13 protein-coding genes are annotated in these 18,421 nt (G+C 71.1%); 5 read left to right on the top strand and 8 right to left on the bottom strand.

Features of this window, described 5'->3' with window-relative positions:
* Positions 1-48: 48 nt before the first annotated feature.
* On the top strand, positions 49-1,497 hold the full coding sequence (locus FH610_RS09370) for an MFS transporter (protein WP_139573890.1): 1,449 nt from the start codon (positions 49-51) through the stop codon (positions 1,495-1,497).
* A 79-nt stretch (positions 1,498-1,576) separates the two neighbouring features.
* Here FH610_RS09370 and FH610_RS09365 read toward each other — a convergent pair whose 3' ends face one another.
* The 5 genes from FH610_RS09365 to FH610_RS09345 all read right to left on the bottom strand — a co-directional run bounded on the left by FH610_RS09365 (position 1,577) and on the right by FH610_RS09345 (position 8,904).
* On the bottom strand, positions 1,577-1,936 hold the full coding sequence (locus FH610_RS09365) for a hypothetical protein (protein WP_139573889.1): 360 nt from the start codon (positions 1,934-1,936) through the stop codon (positions 1,577-1,579).
* Positions 1,937-2,020: 84 nt separating this feature from the next.
* On the bottom strand, positions 2,021-2,881 hold the full coding sequence (locus FH610_RS09360; protein ID WP_139573888.1) for a TIGR03619 family F420-dependent LLM class oxidoreductase: 861 nt from the start codon (positions 2,879-2,881) through the stop codon (positions 2,021-2,023).
* Positions 2,882-2,968: 87 nt separating this feature from the next.
* Positions 2,969-3,565, bottom strand: coding sequence for a class I SAM-dependent methyltransferase (locus tag FH610_RS09355; RefSeq protein ID WP_139573887.1), 597 nt, complete (start codon positions 3,563-3,565; stop codon positions 2,969-2,971).
* A 98-nt stretch (positions 3,566-3,663) separates the two neighbouring features.
* Positions 3,664-4,788 carry a HupE/UreJ family protein gene (locus tag FH610_RS09350; protein WP_139573886.1) on the bottom strand — a complete coding sequence of 375 codons (1,125 nt, stop codon included), beginning with the start codon at positions 4,786-4,788 and terminating at the stop codon, positions 3,664-3,666.
* Between the two features lie 144 nt (positions 4,789-4,932).
* Positions 4,933-8,904, bottom strand: coding sequence for a metallophosphoesterase (locus FH610_RS09345; RefSeq protein WP_139573885.1), 3,972 nt, complete (start codon positions 8,902-8,904; stop codon positions 4,933-4,935).
* A 339-nt stretch (positions 8,905-9,243) separates the two neighbouring features.
* Between FH610_RS09345 and ypfJ the strand changes: the two genes are divergently transcribed.
* Positions 9,244-10,128: a KPN_02809 family neutral zinc metallopeptidase gene (gene ypfJ / locus FH610_RS09340; protein ID WP_139573884.1), complete on the top strand. Its 885-nt coding sequence runs from the start codon at positions 9,244-9,246 to the stop codon at positions 10,126-10,128.
* Positions 10,129-10,241: 113 nt separating this feature from the next.
* The gene (locus FH610_RS09335) at positions 10,242-10,925 is read left to right on the top strand and encodes a DedA family protein (RefSeq protein WP_139573883.1); all 684 of its coding nucleotides are present in this window, start codon (positions 10,242-10,244) and stop codon (positions 10,923-10,925) included.
* A 170-nt stretch (positions 10,926-11,095) separates the two neighbouring features.
* Here the strand turns inward: FH610_RS09335 and FH610_RS09325 are convergent, their stop codons facing one another.
* The gene (locus FH610_RS09325) at positions 11,096-12,130 is read right to left on the bottom strand and encodes a lysylphosphatidylglycerol synthase transmembrane domain-containing protein (RefSeq protein WP_139573882.1); all 1,035 of its coding nucleotides are present in this window, start codon (positions 12,128-12,130) and stop codon (positions 11,096-11,098) included.
* Positions 12,131-12,361: 231 nt separating this feature from the next.
* Here FH610_RS09325 and FH610_RS09320 point away from each other — a divergent pair, with 231 nt between their 5' ends.
* Together FH610_RS09320 and FH610_RS09315 are read left to right on the top strand one after the other, a co-directional pair.
* Entirely contained in the window at positions 12,362-13,387 is a 1,026-nt protein-coding gene (locus tag FH610_RS09320) for a sporulation protein (protein WP_205825645.1), read from the top strand.
* Between the two features lie 222 nt (positions 13,388-13,609).
* Positions 13,610-14,458, top strand: a complete 849-nt coding sequence (locus FH610_RS09315; protein ID WP_205825644.1) for an arginase family protein — start codon at positions 13,610-13,612, stop codon at positions 14,456-14,458.
* A gap of 16 nt (positions 14,459-14,474) precedes the next feature.
* Here the strand turns inward: FH610_RS09315 and FH610_RS09310 are convergent, their stop codons facing one another.
* Both FH610_RS09310 and FH610_RS09305 read right to left on the bottom strand, forming a co-directional pair.
* A complete protein-coding gene (locus FH610_RS09310; protein WP_139573881.1) occupies positions 14,475-17,297 on the bottom strand; it encodes a DUF5682 family protein in 2,823 nt (940 codons plus the stop codon).
* Positions 17,294-18,409 carry an ATP-binding protein gene (locus tag FH610_RS09305; protein ID WP_139573880.1) on the bottom strand — a complete coding sequence of 372 codons (1,116 nt, stop codon included), beginning with the start codon at positions 18,407-18,409 and terminating at the stop codon, positions 17,294-17,296. The genes FH610_RS09310 and FH610_RS09305 overlap by 4 nt, the downstream gene beginning before the upstream one ends.
* Positions 18,410-18,421 lie beyond the last annotated feature (12 nt).

Genomic DNA, 18,421 nt, shown 5'->3' with positions numbered 1-18,421 from the left:
AGAACCGTTAAGACCGCACTACTCCATGCCCGAAGGGACGTCCCTGTCATGTCCACCACGAAATCGCTGCAGGTGGCCGCGGCCGCCGCTCACGAGGCGCCACCGCGGCGCCTGACCGGCCGTCTGAAGGTCATCCTCGCGGTGCTGCTGGTCGCCCAGTTCATGCTGGCCGTCGACTTCTCGATCCTGAACGTGGCACTGCCCGCGATCGGCGACGACCTCGGGTTTCTCTTGGCCGATCTGCAGTGGATCGCCACCGCCTTCGCTCTGTGCGCGGCCGGCTTCACTCTCTTCTTCGGCCGCATCGGCGACTTGATCGGCCGCAAGCGCATCTTCCTCGGCAGCCTCGCGCTCCTGGGCGCGGCCTCGCTCGCGGGCGGGCTCGCCCCAAGCCCCGCGGTCCTCATCGTCGCCCGCATCGCCCAAGGGCTCGCCACCGCCGCCGCCACCCCGGCCGGGCTCGCCCTGCTCACCACGTCCTTCCCCGAAGGCCCCCTGCGCCAGAAGGCCCTGGGCCTCAACGGTGCGCTCATGTCCGCCGGGTTCACCGCCGGCGCGGTCCTCGGCGGCGTGCTCACCGACCTGCTGTCCTGGCGCTGGGCCTTCCTCATCAACGTCCCCGTCGCCCTGGCCGTGCTCCTCGTCGCCCCCGCCGTCATCGCCGAGTCGCGCCCCGCCGCCCGTCCCAAGGTCGATCTGCCCGGCGCGCTGTCGGTCACCCTCGGACTGCTCGGCGTCGTTTACGGCCTGACGCGCGCCGGCGAACACGGCTGGAGCGAGCCCCTCGCCCTGACAGGCCTGCTGGCAGGGGCGGTCCTGCTGGTCGTCTTCTATCTCGTCGAGCGCAGGGCCGCCCAGCCCCTGGTCCCGGTGCGCGTACTGCGCAAGCGCACCGTGGCCTGGGGCAACGTGCTCGGGCTGCTCGCCTTCGTCACCGAGACGTCCCTGGTGTACCTGCTCACCCTGTACATGCAGAAGACTCTCGGTTTCTCGGCCCTCGCCGCCGGGCTCTCCTTCGGCGTCCTGGGAGCCGGGACCGTGACCGGCGGCATGCTCGCTCCGAAGGCGATCGCCCGCACCTCCACAGCGGCCGTCCTGATCGGCGGCGGGCTGCTCCAGGCTGTCTTCACCGCCGTCCTGATCTTCCTGGGCGACACGCCGACCTCGATGGGGCTGCTGCTGCCCGCCACCTTCCTGGGCGGCGTGGGCAACATGCTCGTCATCGTCGGCTTCATGGTCACCGCCACCACCGGCCTCCCCGACCACGAGCAGGGCCTGGCCACCGGCCTGGCTTCGATGTCCCAGCAGGTCGGCATCACCATGGGGACCCCGATCATGTCCGCGATCGCCACCGCCACGGCCGGGGGCATGGCGTCCGCCGGGGCGATCCTGCACGGTGTCACCGCCGCCATCGCCGTCAACGCCGTCCTCGTCCTGCTCGGCGTCCTCCTCGCCGCGGCCTTCCTGCGCACACGACGCGACCCCGCGCACGCCTGACCGGCCCGCACGCGGCGGTCCGGACGACCAGGGCCGCGCTCCCGATCCTGGAGAGCGAGTACGCCTCCGGCAGCACGCCTTACCGGGAGGCGAGCCACCGCCAGCGGGGCAGTTCGAGCACCACGGTGATCGCGGCCAGCACGGTCACCGGCACAGCGGCGAACGCGGGCCAGGCGACCCACGCCGCCACCACCGCCGCCGCGAGCTGCACAAGGACCAGCGCGATGGTCACCGGCCCGGGCACCGCGACGATCACGTTCCGTTTGTCCCCCGGCGTGGACAACAGCGTCGGCAGCCCGATCAGCACTACGACCGACAGCACCGCCAGCGGCACGGACCGCGAGGCGACGGCCCACGGGGTCGCGATCCAGGCGACCAACTCGGTGGCGAACCGGAACACGGACGCGAGGCGATCGTCAGGCCGCGAAGTGGAGGACATGCGCGCAATGTACCGTTCCTCACGCAGGTGGCCGCGAGCGCCGCGTCACGCGCGAGTGATGCCGGACATCGCGCGAGCCAGTCGTCAGCCGATACGGGGGAGGGCGAACCGCTCGGCGAACGCGGACATCTCGTCCCGCTGCCGCTCCGGTTCCGTGGACGAGGGGCTGACCACGATGCGGGTCACGCCCTGCGCGGCGTACGTCTCGACGCGTTCGGGGGACATGTCGATCGACCCCCAGCGCGTGTACTCCAGCGCATCGGGATCGCGACCGACCTCGGCGGCCGCGGTGCGGGCCAGTTCCCACTGGAGGGCGCGTTCCTCCGGGGTGAGCGCGCCACCCGGGAAGTAGCCGTCGCCGCGCCGTCCGGCCCGGCGCGCGGCGGCCCGGCTCGACCCGCCCACGTGGATCGGCAGGTGGGTGACGCCATGGGGCTTGGGATAGCTGCACACGTCGTCGAAGCCGAAGAACTCGCCGGTGAAGCTGACGCCTTTCTCGTCCCCCTCCCACAGCAGCCGCAGCACGTCGATGGCTTCGTCGGCACGGCGTCCACGGGTGCCGAAGTCGACTCCCGCCGCTTCGGCCTCGCCGGGCAGGGTGCCGAGCCCCACGGTCAGCAGCCGCATCCGCCCTCTGGACAGCACGTCGATGGTCGCGAGGCGCTTGGCCAGGACCACCGGGTGATGGTACGGCAGCAGCAGCACGGCCGTGCCGAGCAGGAGACGTCGCGTGGCCGCCGCGGCGAAGCCCAGGCAGTCGAGCGGATCGGGGTAGGGCAGCGCCGGCGGGATCTCGAAGGGACCGATCGCGGCGCCGGGATACAGCACGATGTGCTCCGGCAGATAAAGCCCCTCGAAGCCGCAATCCTCGGCATGGCGGGCATAGGCCACGAGCCTGTCGGGGTCGAGCCCGTCGGCGGTGGAGTAGGCGATCGCGAATTTCATCGGGGGCTCCTCGGGCCGGTGTTCGCGATCACGCTAGAACCTTGTCGCAGGCGTCAAGGCAAGGGCCGTCGCCGCGTCGACGGTCTCTCATCTGCGAGCCAGCGCCAGATAGCGCTCCTCGGCGTCGTCGTAGCCGAGCAGGGTCCAGCCGGCGGCGTCCAGCAGGGGACGGAGGTTGTGCTCGGCCCGTATGTCGTCGGGGGTCAGGGTGCGGCCACGCCGTGCCGCGAGCACCGCACGGCCCACGGGGTGGAACAGCGCCAGCCTCCCACCGGGGCGGGTCACCCGGGCCAGCTCGGACAGCACGGCCACCGGCTGGAGAACGTGGGAGATCAGCCCGGAGGCCAGCACGCCGTCGGCCACGCCATCGCGGAGCGGAAGCCGCCCGACGTCGGCGATCACCAGCCGGCCGGACTCACCCCGTCCCCGTTCGCGGGCCGACCGGATCATCTCCGGGGTGACGTCCACGCCCACCACGTGCCCGGCGGCCCCGACCGCGTCCCGCAGCAGGGGGAACGCACGGCCGGTTCCACATCCGGCGTCGAGGACCAGACCCCCGGCCGGCAGGGCCATCTCGGCGATCGCGGCGGCGAAGGCCGGGCCGTCGTCGGGATACTTCTCCTCCCAGGTGGCCGCCCTCGCGGCGAAGAACTCCCTGGTCTCCTCAAGGGATCGATCGTTCATGGTCTTCGTCTCCTCAGCGGAAGGAGGTGGAGGAACGATTCGACCACGGTGCCGGCCTCGTCACGAAGCCGAGCGGCCGTTCGCCGCCCGGCCGGACGTCAAAGTGGCGACGTGATCCGGTCGACGCACCAGTAGAGGCTGACCGCCACGATGGGGACCGACATGGCGGCGGTCACCCAGCGCACCGCGGACGTACGGCGCAGCAGCACCAGCAGCGGGAAGACTACCGCGATGATCAGCAGCTGGGTCGCCTCGATGCCGACGTTGAAGCTCAGCAGCGACAGGAGTAGCTCCCACGACCCCTTCTCGTCGATGTCCAGCGCGCTCGCGAAGCCGAGCCCGTGCACCAGGCCGAAGGCGAAGACGATCGGCAGCCGCCACCTGCCCAGTTTGTCCTCGTCGCAGCCCAGGAGGTTGGCGACGGCCACGACGATGATCGACACCGCGACGACCGGCTCGACGATCCCCGCGGGAACGTCCACGATCCCCAGCACCGCCAGGAGGAACGTGATGCTGTGGGCGGCCGTGAACGCGGAGGCCGTGACGACGACGTCCCGCAGGCGGCGGGCGCCGACGAGCAGGGCGAGCAGGAAGAAGATGTGGTCGAGCCCGGACAGCAGGTGCTCGGCGCCGAGCAGGAAGAACTCCCCGATCTGGTGCGAGGCCCGGCGCTCGCCGACCCGCAGCGTCGGGTTCCCGGCGGTCAGGACCGCGGAACCCGTCGTGCCGTCGAGCGTGTAGCCGACGATCGTCTCCGTGCCGTGCACGAAGCTCTCGGCGTCGGGGAAGAGCGCGCTTGAGATCGCGTGTCCTCCCCCGCCGTCGCCCGCGCAGTGGAAGTCGAGGGTCAGCACCGCGTAGGCCACGTTGTCGCGGTCGCGCACGCCCGCGTCGCCCACCGGCGTGGGCGAGCAGGGTGTGTCGCCGTACGCCAGGGCGAAGCGGCGCGTGACGTAGTCGACGACGGCGGCGTGGTTCCTCTTGAGCTGGCGCAGCTGCTCGGCCCGCTCCTTCGCGTCGTACGCCTCGGCGTACAACCAGGCCGACTTCATGAGGAGGTCGTACTCCAGGTCGAGCACGACTCTGACGTCCGCGCCCGTTCCGGTCACCGTGGCGTGCGCCTTGGTGGTCGCGTTGTGTGCCGCCGCCGGAGCGGAGAACGCCGTCAGCCCGCCGAAAGCGAAGGCGAGAGCGAGGACGGCGGCGGACAGCCTGCGAGACATGTCTCGTTCTCCAGGTTTGAGGAGGTCCGGGATTCGAGGGGGCCCGGGTTCGAGGGGACCCGGGATTCGAGGGGCCCGGGTTCGAGGGGAAAGGCCGCCCCGGACGCTCCGCGTCGACGCGGGGGTCCGGGGCGGCGATGACGGTTACCTGCGCTGGAACCAGCGGTAGAGAGGCGAGTCCGGTCCCCACTTACCCGGGCGGCCGTGCTCGTCCTTCGTGACGAAGACGCTCGGCTCGGAGGCGGTCACGCCGCCGCCGGTGGAGCGTGCGGTGACGAACCAGGCGTAGGCCGTGTCGCCCTTGAGACGCTTCCAGGTCACCGAGGCCACCTGACCCGACGGGACCGTGCTCGTGCCGATGACCCGGGTGGGCTTGTAGATCGCCAGCGAGTCGGTCGTGAAGCTCGTCGTGCGGGTGGTGAGATCGACCGGCAGCACCATGTTGTCCTCGCGGCCGTCGTAACGGCGCAACGGGTCGAACTCGCCCGCGCCGAAGTCGTTCAGCAGCGGGGAGTAGGTGTCCACGGTCAGCTCGGCCCGCTTGACGTTGAACTGCAGCAGCCGGAAGAAGCTCGCGCCGAACTGAAGCTGGTCGTCCGGGTTGTATCCGCCCACCTGGGTGAGCCCGAGGCGGTCGGCCGAGACCGTGTAGAACTGGTAGTCCGCCAGCAGTTCGACGACGCCCTTGCCGACCTGACCGACCTTCGGCTTCACGTTGGTGGCCACGCCGTGCTCGTGCCCGGCGAGGATGAGGAAGACGTTCGGGTTCTTCTCGACCACCGTCTTGTACAGCATCGAGCCGTCCGGCGCCGAGAATCCCGCGCCGCGCCCGTCCGGGTTGGTGCTCGGCACGAGGTAGTCGTGCGAGAGCAGGATGCCGTTGCGGTCGGGGAACCGCTTGAAGACGGAGTCGGCCCACTCGGCCTCCTCCCGCGTGACGCCGTACGACAGGCCGACCACGACGAAGTCCAGCCCGCCGGCCGAGAACAGGTCGTAGTGGTTCTGGTTGTCGCCGTCCTTCCACGGCCCGCCGTACTCGGCGTGCTGCCAGCCCTGCGCCGCCGACTGGTAGCGGCCGGGGCCGTAGTACTTGTTGTAGATCGCCCCCGGCCCGTCCTCGGTGCCCGACTGGTTGTCGTGGTTGCCCGCGATCACGCCGTTCGGGATCTTCGCCTCGTCCAGGACGCTCTGCTGCTTGGACGACACCTCGAACTCGCCGACGACCTGTCGCTGTGTGGCGTCGTCCGCGGGCTTGCGGATGTTGTTCTCGATGAGGTCGCCGGTGTGCGCGACGTAAGAGATCTTGCGCGGGTCCTTGTTGTCCTTGATCCAGTTGACGATCCCGGCGTACGCGGACTCCCACACCGCGCGCTCTTCGGCGGTCTCCTGCTCCACCGCGCCCTCCGACAGATACTGCGTGTCGGTGAAGTGGACGATTGAGAAGTCGTACGTGGAGGGGTCGGCGAAGCCGTTCGGATCACCGGGGTCGATGTCGTCGGCGAACGGGTCCTCGCCCGTCACCATCACGTGGACCTGCTGCCCGTCGACGTACCGGTCGCCGACGACGGCGGTGAGCGCGGTCTGGCCCTCGGCGGCGCCGCGGGAGCTCGTGAGCAGATCCCACGCCCGGGTCTTGGTGTTCCACGCTCGCAGCGAGACCAGGCGCTCGGGGTCGACGACGCCCTCCCAGCGCAGGACCGGGGCGTCCACGTGGCCCTTCACCTGGATGTCGTACCGCTGGTAGGTGACGTCCCGACCGGCGGGCGCGTCAAGTGTCGCGCCGTCGGCGGGCTCCAGCCCGGCGGCCTTGACCTTCTCCTCTCCGGGCACCTCCAGGGTCGTGGGGACGGTCTCGGCCACACCCTGGAACGCCTGGTTCGGGGTCAGGATGTCGGCTTCGGAGAACGTCGCCTTGACCTGGCCTCCGCCGGGCTCGGCGACCTTCGCCGAGAGCGTGACGGAGCCCGACACGTCGACGGCTCCGGACGCCGGGGTGAGCTCGGCAGGGGCGTCCGGGATGCCGGCGGACTCGAACGAGACCTCCCGGGTGCCGGTGTTGCCGAGCGAGTCCGCGGCGGTCACGGCGAGGGTGTGCGCACCGGGCCGCAGTCCGGGGCCCACCTGGGCGCCCAGCGCGATCGCCTGCCCGTCGAGCGTGACGTCCGGCCCGGACACAACGCCGGAGGCGTCCTCCAGCTTGACGTCCAGCACGACGGAGGCGGTGATCTTCTCGCCCGCGGCGGGGACGCTCGTGGCGACCTTGGGCGCCGAGTTGTCGGTGATCAGCGTACGGGTGGCGGTCTCGCCCGTGGTCGAGGTCGCGGCGACGGTGTGCTTGCCGTCCTTGATCGCGGTGGTGTCGAGATCCGCGCTCAGGCCGCCGGCGGGGGCGTCCACGAGGAACTCGAGGTCGATCTCGGTCAGCAGGTTCACGTTGTCGCCGCAGTTGCCGTCGCCCATGCTGTAGGAGCTCTTGAGCACCTGACCGGTCGCCGTGCCCCGCACAGGGGTGAGGGCGATGTTCGAGATCGCGAAGTCGTCGCGGTTGTCGCCACATGACGTGGGATAGGTGCCGGTCACGAAGTCGATCGTGTTCCAGCCGGGCACGAGGTACTCGTTCGGGAAGGTGAAGTCGACCCGCCGGCTCACGAAGTCGCCGTCGAGCACGACCTTCCGCCCGTTCACGAGCAGGTAGTTCTGGTAGCGCGCCTCGATGGAGTTGGTGCCGACGGTGAAGCTGAGGGTCGCGTCACCCGAGCCGAGCGTCCGGACGACGTGCACCGCCGGGGCGTCGATCGTGTAGCGCAGTTCGACCTCGCGGAGGGCGGTCTGGCCGCTGCCGCAGTTGCCGTCGCCCAGGTCGTAGGACGGCTTGACGTCGTGACCCGACACGGTGGCGCCGTCGAGGGCGAGGTCGAGGTTCGCGATGGTGAAGTCGTCGCGGTCGGTGCCGCAGGACGCCTTCCAGTCGCCGGTCACGACCTTGACCGTGTTGTCGCCGGGCACCAGGAACCGGGCGGGAACGGCGACGGTGACGCGCCGGCCCGCCCAGGTGCCGCCCAGGTCGATGCGCTTGCCGTTGACGAGCAGGAAGTCGTCGTACTTGTCGTCGATCGAGTCCGCGCCCACGTCGAAGCTGAACATCGCCGCGCCGTTGCCCAGGGTGGCCTTCGTGGCCGGTTCCGCGCCGTCGACGGTGAGGGACGAGACGCCGCCCGCACCGGCGGCCGGCATGGTCGCGTGGATCGGCGTGGTGCGTGCCACCAGCGTGCCGTCCGTGGGCAGCAGCCGGGGCGCCCCGGCCGGCGCGTTGTTCACGGTCACGGTGTGCTTGACCGTGGCCCCGGACGCGGCCTTGGCGGTGATGGCGTGCTCGCCGTTGGCCAGCGTCGTGGTGTCCAGGTCCGTGGCGAGACCCGTGGTGCCCTGCGGGTCGCCCTTGACGAAGAACTTCAGCGTGGCCTGCTTGAGCAGCGCGGTGTTCGAGCCGCAGTTGCCGTCGCCGAAGGACAGGGTGTAGGGGTTGTCCTCCCCGTCCGCGACCTCACCGAGCAGTTCGAGGCCCACGTCGGACAGGACGAAGTCGTCGTAGTTGGTGCCGCACGAGCTCTGGATCGTCCCGGCGAAGATCTCGATGGTGTTCTCGCCCTTGACGAGGTGGTCGTTCGGGATCTCGATGGTCGCCCGCTCGTTCACGAGGTCGCCGATGTCGCTCCGGTAGACGCCGTTGACGAGCACGTAGTTGTGGTATCGCGCCTCGGTCGAGTTCGAGCCGACGTCGAAACGGAGCCTCGACACGCCCACCGTACGGGTGGCGTTCAGAGCGGCGCCGTCGACGGCGAGCTCGGTGACGCTGTCACCGGCCGTGGCCGGAACCGCCGTGACCTTGACCGTGCCCTCGATGTAGGAGCCGCCGGCGGGGCTGAGGGCGGGCGGGGTGGGGGAACCGGTCGGCGTCGGGCTTGGGCGTCCATGACCCGCTGTTGCCGGGTCCGGGTCGGCGTGCGCCGCCGTCACGACGCCGCTGACGAGCAGCGTCGCGACCAGGGCGATCACGGCGGCCACGGCGAGACGACCTCGCCTGCTCAAGCCTCCCAGCAGCGTTCTGGCTGCCATTGGCTGCATCAGGTGCAGTCCCTTCCATCACGGTGCATAAAGCGCCGATAAAGCGGCGCGGTCTCGAGCGGTCACAGTGGATCTCGCGAGTGAACGACGTGCGTGAAGAGACTGAAGCAAAGACGAACTATCGCCTCATTCTGGTCATCCGTTACGAATCAGGAACGACTAGGTCACAACGCCCGCAATTCCGCAAAGCGCAACACAGTGGCGAACTTCGTGCATATTCATCCCTCAATGTCCAGAAAGGGCACTTCTGCCGGCGGAGCACCGGATGAGCGAGCGCGGCCGTCGGGGATCATAGGGCGTGGCAGGTCCCGGGACAGGAAGGCGGGCTTGATGGACTTCCGCGACGACGTGGATCTCGACGCGTCACAGGTGGAGGAGGGCGGAGGAGGATTCCCGGGCGGCGGGCTCGCGATCGGCGGGGGAGTCGTCGGCGTCGTCGCCCTGGTCGTCGCCCTGGTTCTGGGCGTCAACCCGGCCGATCTCCTCAGCGGTGGAAGCTCCTCGTCCGGCGGGTCCACGGGCGCGCGCCCGGCCTCGGATCTGACGTCCCGATGCAAGAAGGGCAGCGACGCGGACCAGTCGGAGAAGTGCCGGGTGGTTGGTGTGGTCAACAGCGTCCAGAAATACTGGCGGGACGCCTTCGCCGAGCGGGGCAAGCAGCCGTACCGCAACGCACGGACCGTCCTGTTCACCGACGCCGTGAGCACCGGCTGCGGACAGGCGAGCTCGGCCGTCGGCCCCTTCTACTGCCCGGCCGACAGCCGGGTCTACCTCGACCTCGGCTTCTTCGAGGAGCTGGAGAGCAAATTCGGCGCCAAGGGCGGGCCCTTCGCGCAGGCGTACGTGATCGGTCACGAGTACGGCCACCACGTGCAGAACCTCCTCGGCACCACCCGGCGGGTCGGCGGCGACAGCCAGGGGGCGGACAGCGCCTCCGTACGGCTTGAGCTCCAGGCGGACTGCTACGCGGGGGTGTGGGCGAAGAACGCGGTGGACACGGGGTTCTACGAGAGCCCGTTCACCGCGGCGGACATCCAGGAGGCCCTGGACGCCGCGGCGGCGGTGGGCGACGACAGGATCCAGGAGCGCACCCAGGGCAGGGTGGACCCCGAGGGGTGGACGCACGGGAGCTCCCGGCAGCGGGTGAAGTGGTTCACCACGGGATACAAGACGGGCTCTCCCGCCCGCTGTGACACGTTCTCCGGCGCTGTCTGACGTTTTCCCTGCGGGCTGGACGCTTACTGAGGTTTTTCCGCCGCGAGCTACTGGCGTTCCCGTTGTGACGTGCATTGTGGGGAGACAGTCATCGCGACGGCGGGGGGCATCCGATGACGCAGGGGCTGCACCAGTTCATAGCGGTGGCGGGCCCGTGGGCCTACCTGGTGGTCGGGCTGATGGCCTGCGCGGAGACGGCGGCGCTCGTCGGGCTCGTGGTGCCGGGTGAGCTCACCCTGCTGATGGCCGGTTTCCTCGCCTTCACGGGGCATGTGAGCCTGCCTCTCATGATGGTCGTGGCCGGCGTGGGCGCGGTCGCCGGGGATTCGATCAGCTACCGGATCGGCAGGCGGCTGGGGCCTCGCGTGCGCGGCAGCCGGCTGGGCCGCCGGGTGAGCGCGGAGCGATGGGACCGCACCGAGGACTACCTGCGGCGGCGCGGCGGATGGGCCGTCCTCTTCGGCCGCTGGGTCGGTCTGCTGCGCGCCCTGGTCCCCATGCTGGCCGGCATGGGACGCCTGCCGTACACGAGATTCCTCGCCTACGAGGTGCCCGGCGGGCTGGCCTGGGGGGCGGGCACCGTGGGGCTCGGGTACGCCGCGGGGAGTTCGTACGCGCTGGTGGAGCAGGTCTCCGGGCGGGTCGGTCTCCTGGCCGCGGCCGGCCTGGTCACGCTGGCCGCCGCCGGCCTGGGCGTCCACCGGCTGACCCGGCCGCGAACGCCGGTCGTGGAGTGTGCCAGGGCGGAGTGCGCCAGGGGGAGTGCGCCAGGGCCACGCCCTCCGGCCGCCCGGTGAAGAGGTAAGGCGGCCTGCACCGACTTCACCGCGGCGAGGTTGCTGTAGACGACCGGCTACGCCGCCTCCCCGGACAAGACCTTCGAAACCGGCCTCGACGCCCTCCTCGACGGCCTGGAACGGCGACTCGCCCCTACAGCACCGATGAAGCGTCCCGCGGTCCGTCGCGCTCACGGCCGCGCGCGTGCGGTCAGCGACCAGATGCTCCAGGCGAACCAGCCCACCGGGATCTCGATCAGGTGGGCGAAGAACCAGAACAGCAGCACCGCCGCCGTGGCCGCCCCCGGTGCGACGCCGAAGCCGATCAGCGCCAGCGCGGTCGCCGACTCGCTGATCCCCGATCCGCCGGGCGTGATGACGGCGGTGGTCAGCACCCGGTTGATCGCGAAGGCCGCGACCGCCTCGGGGATGGCGACCTCGGCACCGGTCACGCGCAGGCATCCGATGAACAGAACGCACTGCAGCGCCATGTAGGCGACCATGCCGAGCGTGAGCCGGGGCCACCGCGTACGAGTGATCTCGATGGTGGAGTGACGTAGGTCGAGCAGGAAGTCGCGCAGGCACGGCTTACGCCTGAGCGGCAGGAATCGGACCACCCGATCCAGGCCCCGCCCCAGCAGGTCGGCCACCGCCTCCCGATGGAGGGCTGCCGACATGGCGACGACGACGCCGACGAGCAGTGCGCCGCCGACCCCTGCGGCCGCCGCGAGCCGGCGATCCGGCATGTATCCCGCGCCGAGCAGGCAGACGAGCCCCACGGCGGGGAGCAGGAAGCGGGACAGCAGGTTCCACACGCCCGTCACGACCGTCGAGGCCACCACCGGCCGCCGCCCGAAGCCCCACCTGGTCATCATGGTGAAGGTCATGGCCACACCCACGGCCCCGCCGAAGGGCAGCACGTTGCTGGCGCCGCTGCCGACGCAGTTGACCAGCAACGCCCGGCGCCTGCTCAACCCGGGCAGGGAGTCGCTCAGCACGTTCGAGTACGCCCACAGCCCCGCCAGCCACACCCCTGTGAGCACCGCCATCGCGCCCCAGCCGACCCGCACCAGGCGCTCGTCGAGTTGCCCCCAGGTGACTCCGGTGATGTGCGGAAGGAACGAGATGAGCACGGCCGCCAGCGCCAGGGAGATCAGCGACATGACGACCCTGCTCCGGGGCGCGCGGCCCGTCGCCACCTCTGCCTCCGCCGAAATGGTCTCCACGCCGATACGCCTGCCCCCACACTGTCCGCTTCATCCGCTTTCGCAAACCAAATGGATAACAATCCTTAATATGCCTATTTGAGCAAAACCGACGGCAAGCTTGCGGAAATCCCGGTGCCGCGACCGCACGTTGATCACGGATCTTCACCCGCGGCCGGAACCCGGCCGCGGCGCCTGATCGTTCAGGTGGGCGGCTGACACACCTCATCGACCGTCGACAGGGAGAAACACGTGGTCTTCAAGCGGATGCTGGGTGCTCTCGGGGTGGGCGCCCCCTCGGTGGACACCGTACTGACCACCCCACGAGTCCGGCCGGGCGGCCTGCTCACGGGCGAGGTGAGACTGTCCGGCGGCGACTTCGACGCCGAGATCGAGGACATCACTCTCGGCCTGGTCGCCGCGGTGGAGATCGAGCACGGCGACGGCGAGAGCGCGGGGCTCGGCGAGTTCTCCCGCGCCCGGGTGTCCGGTCCGTTCATCCTGCGCCAGGGCGAGAACCGGAGCATCCCCTTCCAGATCCCGGTGCCGTGGGAGACCCCGATCAGTGAGATCGACGGGCAGCGCCTGACCGGCATGGCGCTCGGCGTACGCACCGAGGTGGCCATCGCGAAGGCCGTCGACAAGGGCGACCTCGACCCGATCGCCGTGGAGCCGCTCCCCTCGCAGTTTCGCGTCCTGGAGGCGTTCCTCCAGCTCGGATTCGCCTTCAAGTCGGCCGATCTGGAGGCCGGCCACCTGTACGGCGTACGCCAGGAGCTGCCGTTCTACCAGGAGATCGAGTTCTACCCGCCCCCGCGGCACGCCGGTGTGGTGGGGGAGGTCGAGCTCACCTTCGTGGCCGACCCCGCGGGCCTGGAGGTGATCCTGGAGGCCGACAAGCGGGCCGGTCGTTACTCCGGCGACGCCGTCGGCCGCTTCCGCGTCGGTCACGAGGACGCGGCGCGCATGGACTGGCCCGGGGAGATCGACCGCTGGCTGACCGGGCTCGCCCAGCACGGCGCCCATCACGGCGCACCGTACGGTGACCACCACCACGGCGGCTACGAGCACGGTTACGGGCACGGGCCCGGTTATGGGCACGGTGGCCACTACGAGGACCACCACCCCCACGGTCACCACGAGGACCACGGCGGCCCCGGCTGGGGTGCGGTGGCCGCGGCCGGCGCGGCCGGGGTCGTCGGCGGTCTGGTGGCGGGCGAGATCGTCGAAGAGATCTTCGAGGACGACGAGGACGAGGGCGGAGGCGGCGACTGGTAGAGCCTCCGAAACGGACGCCTCCGCGACCGAGGCCGGCGGCAGGCGGCACTCAGGAGCACGAGTCGTGAGATGACGCTCGCCTGCGACCACGGCGGCGCGACGCCGTAGCCGTGGGCGCCGCCGGCCGGCGCCGATGGTCCCCGCCCCCGGAAATGCCCGCTGACCGGGCGCCAGGTGGAGACCCGGGCGCCCGGGTGGGCATCGGCGTGGAATGATCGGTCCGTGCTTCCGACCGCGGTCGTTCAGGTGCCCCAATGGCAGGGGTCGAGCGTCGGCGACGCCCGGCTCCTCTCCCTCGGCGCCGAACGGCTGACCTCCCTGGTGACGTCCACCGAACCGTCCATGAGGGCCGTACGGGTGCCCGTTCCGGACACCGCGGGCGCCGAAGGTGACGGCGTCCGGGCCCTGGACGTCCTCACCGCCGTCGCCACCCGCACCCGCGCCGCGCTCGGCGAGTGCGGCGCGGCCACGGTCGTCACCGTAGGCGGCGACTGCGGGGTGGAGGTGGAGCCGGTGTCGGCCGCCCTGGCGCGGCACGGCGACGGGCTCGTCGTCGTCTGGTTCGACGCCCACGGCGATCTCAACACGCCCGGCTCCTCACCCTCGCATGCCTTCCACGGCATGGTCCTGCGCACCCTGCTGGGCGACGGGCACCGCGATCTGGTCCCGCCGCGGGCGCTGCGGCCCGGGCAGGTGATCCTCGCCGGAGTCCGCGCGCTGGATCCGGCGGAGCTTGCCTACGCCACCGACGCGGGCCTCGCCTGGCACACCGTGCCCGAGCTGACGGCCGACCCCGGCGTCCTGGTCCCGGCCGTCGCCGCCGCCGGGGGCACCGCCGTCTACATCCACATCGACCTCGACGTTCTCGACCCGGAGGAGTTCGGGTCGCTCAGCTACCCCGAGGCCGGCGGTCTGTCCGTCGGGGCACTGCGGGACGCCGTACGCGCGCTGACGGCCCGTTTTCCCCTGGCCGGCCTGGGGATCACCGAGTATGCCCCCCGCCGTGAGGAGGACCAGGCCGTCCTCGCCTCACTCGTCCCCGCCCTGCTCGCCGACATCGCCACCGGGTGAAGGCGCGGGCACAGGCTCACGCGCCGAGCAGCGCGGCGACCGCGCCGGTCGTCTCCGGGTGCCGGGCGAGCAGAGCCGCCACCTCGCCGTTCTCCTGCCGTGCGCTCCCCCACTCCGCCGTGCAGCCGAGCAGCGCGGCCATGGCGTCGCACGCCTGCGGATGCCGGGTCAGCAGCGCGGACACCGGCCCGCTCGGCGCGGGTGCCGCCCGGGCCCTGCGCGCCGGTGCGGCCGGCCGTTCCCAGGGCGGGGTCCAGGCGTCCAGCTCGGCCAGAGCGCCGGGGAAGGTCCGGCCGGCCTCGCGGACGAGCACGGGGACCAGCTCCGGCGCGTGCCGGCGCAACGTAATGATCAACGTCGGCAGCCACGGCAGCAGGACGGGGTCGGGCAGCCGCGCGAAGGCCTTCGACAGCGCCTCGACCACGAACGGCGCGAGGCCGGGGACGGGTTCGAGCGCCTGGACGAACCCGCTCACATAGAGCGGATAGGCCGGGACGACGAGCGGGTTGGCCAGCAGCTCGTCGCAGCGGGCGCGCAGCTCCTCCCTGGTCAGCAGGCCCAGCTGTGTCTGCGCCGCCCACAGCAGCGCGACCTTGGCCGGGGCCCGCGGGTGCGACTGCCGCACGGCCAGTTCGAGCTGGGCCCGTTCGCATCCCAGCGACAGCGCGAGGCTCTCCAGCGTGAACAGGAAGCCGAGCATCGCGCCGACCTGACGCACGCCGGTGTCGTCGTCGGCGAAGGCGGTGGGCAGCAGCGTGCAGTAGTGGGCGTATCCGGCCGTGACGAAGTCCTCGCACCAGGCGGGCAGCTCCGGTTCGCTCGCCCGGTAGTAGGTCAGCAGCCGCCTGATCCGGCGCAGCACCTCGGGAGCGTCGTCCACCGTGCGCTCGGCGGCCAGCAGCTCGACGGCGCGGGCGCCGAGCTCGCCGGCGAGGCGGCGGCCGCCCAGGTAGAGGATGGCGTCCTCGACGGCCGCGAGCGCGACTCCCGCCGTGGCCTGGGGGTCCCACGCCGTGCGGCGCAGCCGCTGCTCCAGCACCTGCTCGACCGTGACGCCCTCGTAGCCCAGCTCGACGATCTCCCGCTGGTGCCGGCCGAGCGCCACGTCCCAGCTCTCCTGGATCGGCCGCTCGCCTAGGCGGCGCGCCCCCATGATCGGCCGGAGCGCACCGTCGGGCAGCAGGTGACGCAGCGTCCACAGCAGATCGGAGCACGGCTCCAGCTCTGGGTCCGCCTTGAGGTCGAGCAGCACCCGCTGCTGCGTACGCCTGGTCAGGTCCAGCCCGAGGGGCTCCAGCCGGTCGTACACGTCACGGGCCAGCGGGGGCAACGCCTCGTAGCCGACCATCCCGATCTTGTCGCCGCCCAGGAGGATCTCACACAGGCGGCGGACGTCCCGGCGGCCCGGCACGGCGTCCTTCTCGATGCAGGTGACGGCCGCGTCGGCGAAGTCGTACGGCGTGGGCCTGGCCCGCCCGCGCAACCCGGCGAGCAGGATCGACGTCTCGAACACGGCGATGGCGTCGGCCGTGCTGGCCAGATAGCCGTTGCGGCGGGCCAGCCGCACGATGTCGACGCACCATCCGCGCAGTTCGTCCCCGTCCAGGCCGTCGAGCACGGGCGGGCCGGCGAGGAACCCCGTCAGCCGGTCGGCCGCCGGCTCGGCGGCGACGGGCGGTGCGGCCTTGGCGGCCTTGGCGGCTTTGGTGGCCCGCTTCCCGGGTCCGCCCTGCTGCCCCTCCAGCCGGTGGGGCGTGAGGCCCCCACGCTTGACCGCCTTGGCCCAGGTGGCGGCGGCGATGGACACCGAGCCCTGGGCCAGGCCGAACTGCGCCTCGATCGCGGAGTGGCTGGAGGGGATCAGCCCGTAGAGCCAGCGGGTGCCCGTGCGCGGGCTGATCTCGTACGGCGGCGCCTCGGACCGCAGGCCGAACTCGGCGATCGTGCTGACCGCGTGGAAGGCCCCGCACACGTACAGGCAGTCGGCGGGGTCGGCGCCCGACGCGGCGAGGTGCTCGCGGATTCGCGTCCACATGTGACGCTCGCGTTCCTCGTCGACGGCCAGGCGGCCGTCGCCGTCGGGGCGCAGCCGCCGGAACAGGCTGCCGACCAGCGCCATCGCCTGGCGGTAGGTGCCGTAGTCGGCCCCGGTCAGCGGTTGTTCGACGTACTGGTCCCACCACTCCGACCAGTGCCGCACCTTGCCGTGGTGCAGCAGGTGCCTTTCCAGCTCGGCGAAGCGCGGCCGCAGGTCGCCGATCTCGACGCCCACGGCGTCCCCGTGCAGCGCCTCCTCGTCACCGTGCCCGTCTTCGACCGAGCCGGCCTCCTCCGGAACCGAACCGGCCGAACCCGCCGAACCGGCCGTTTCCTGGGGCAGCCATTGAAAGACGTGGTCCACCGAGCGGTCGACCAGCACGATCTCGACGCCGGGGGTGTCGAGCGCGTACGCGATGGCCTGATACTCCGCCGACGCCTCCGTGACCGGCGCGATCACGCTGAGCGGTCCGGAGCCGGCCGGGAACCCGTCGAGCCGGGTGGCGAACGCCTGCAGCGCAACCGGCAGCCGGCAGTTGCGCAGCTCGTCGAGGAGCGGGCGCATGTCCTCGCACAGCTCCAGGTAGACGACCTTGGGCCGCTTGTCGCGCAACCGCCGGGTCATGGCCAGTGCGGAGGCCGGCGAGTGGTGGCACACCGGGAAGATCTCCAGCTCCTCGCGCAGCATGCGGTCGACGTCGTCGACCATGCCGGACAGGATGCCGGCCAGGACGTCCCCGCCACCGGAGAAGGCCGCGGCGGCGTCGAGAAGCTGCTCGCGCAGGGCGTCGAAGGTGCTCATGACAGCGTCGAGATCGCCTGGCGGCCGCCGTCGAGGAACCGCGTCCACTCGCCGCCGTCGTGCTTGCTGCGGGGCTCGACCACGCCGTGCCAGTACTTGTTGAGGATGGCCAGGTCCTCCGGGGCGCGCCTGGCCAGCGAGCCCACCAGCGAGCCACCCAGGGTCTCGGCGCGCAGCGTGCGGTCGCCGAAGAAGTGGCTGTGCAGGATGGCGTCCTCCAGCACGCCGATCTGCTCGGCGGTGGACAGGGCGGACTCCAGCTTCTCGTCCTCGCTCGTGGCCGACGCCGCCGCGGCGCGCAGGTCGGCGAAGCTCTGCAGCAGGATGTCGAGGAGCGCGGGCGGCACGTCCAGCTCGATGCGGTGCCGGCGCAGCAGCTCGGTGGTGCGGAAGCGGACGATCTCCGCCTCGCTGGCCTTGCTCGTCACCACCGGGATGCGGACGAAGTTGAACCGCCGTTTCAGCGCCGAGGACAGGTCGTTGACGCCCCGGTCCCGGCTGTTGGCGGTGGCGATGATCGAGAACCCGGGCCTGGCGAACACCGTGTTGTCGGTGTCCAGCTCGGGAATGGAGACGTATTTCTCCGACAGGATCGAGATCAGGGCGTCCTGCACGTCGCTGGTGGAGCGGGTCAGCTCCTCGAAACGGCCGATCATGCCCTGCTCCATCGCCGTCATGATCGGCGAGGGGATCATCGACTCGCGGGACTGGCCCTTGGCGATCACCATCGAGACGTTCCACGAATACTTGATGTGGTCCTCGGTGGTGCCCGCCGTTCCCTGCACGACCAGGGTGGAGTCGCGGCAGATGGCGGCGGACAGCAGCTCGGCCAGCCAGCTCTTGCCGGTGCCCGGGTCGCCGATCAGCAGCAGGCCGCGGTCGGAGGCGAGCGTCACGATGCTGCGCTCGACGAAGCTCCGGTCGCCGAACCACTTCTGCGGGATCTCGCGGTCCAGGCCGTCGGACCGCTCACTGCCGAGCACGAACAGCCGGACCATCCGGGGGCTGAGCCGCCAGGAGAACGGCTTGGGCCCGTCGTCGATCGACTCCAGCCAGTCGAGCTCCTCGGCGTACTTCACCTCGGCGGGCGCGCGGAGCATCTCGTTGGTCATGTAAGGGGGTCT

The sequence above is a fragment of the Microbispora catharanthi genome (assembly GCF_006334915.2).
GTDB classification, from domain to species: Bacteria; Actinomycetota; Actinomycetes; order Streptosporangiales; family Streptosporangiaceae; genus Microbispora; species Microbispora catharanthi.
This window is presented reverse-complemented; position numbering and strand designations above follow the sequence as displayed.

Excerpts from the sequence above, each read along its gene's own strand:
- FH610_RS09370 (WP_139573890.1), top strand. The coding sequence starts at position 49 with ATGTCCACCACGAAATCGCTGCAGGTGGCCGCGGCCGCCGCTCACGAG.
- FH610_RS09365 (WP_139573889.1), bottom strand. The coding sequence starts at position 1,936 with ATGTCCTCCACTTCGCGGCCTGACGATCGCCTCGCGTCCGTGTTCCGG.
- FH610_RS09360 (WP_139573888.1), bottom strand. The coding sequence starts at position 2,881 with ATGAAATTCGCGATCGCCTACTCCACCGCCGACGGGCTCGACCCCGAC.
- FH610_RS09355 (WP_139573887.1), bottom strand. The coding sequence starts at position 3,565 with ATGAACGATCGATCCCTTGAGGAGACCAGGGAGTTCTTCGCCGCGAGG.
- FH610_RS09350 (WP_139573886.1), bottom strand. The coding sequence starts at position 4,788 with ATGTCTCGCAGGCTGTCCGCCGCCGTCCTCGCTCTCGCCTTCGCTTTC.
- FH610_RS09345 (WP_139573885.1), bottom strand. The coding sequence starts at position 8,904 with ATGGCAGCCAGAACGCTGCTGGGAGGCTTGAGCAGGCGAGGTCGTCTC.
- ypfJ (WP_139573884.1), top strand. The coding sequence starts at position 9,244 with ATGGACTTCCGCGACGACGTGGATCTCGACGCGTCACAGGTGGAGGAG.
- FH610_RS09335 (WP_139573883.1), top strand. The coding sequence starts at position 10,242 with ATGACGCAGGGGCTGCACCAGTTCATAGCGGTGGCGGGCCCGTGGGCC.
- FH610_RS09310 (WP_139573881.1), bottom strand. The coding sequence starts at position 17,297 with ATGAGCACCTTCGACGCCCTGCGCGAGCAGCTTCTCGACGCCGCCGCG.
- FH610_RS09305 (WP_139573880.1), bottom strand. The coding sequence starts at position 18,409 with ATGACCAACGAGATGCTCCGCGCGCCCGCCGAGGTGAAGTACGCCGAG.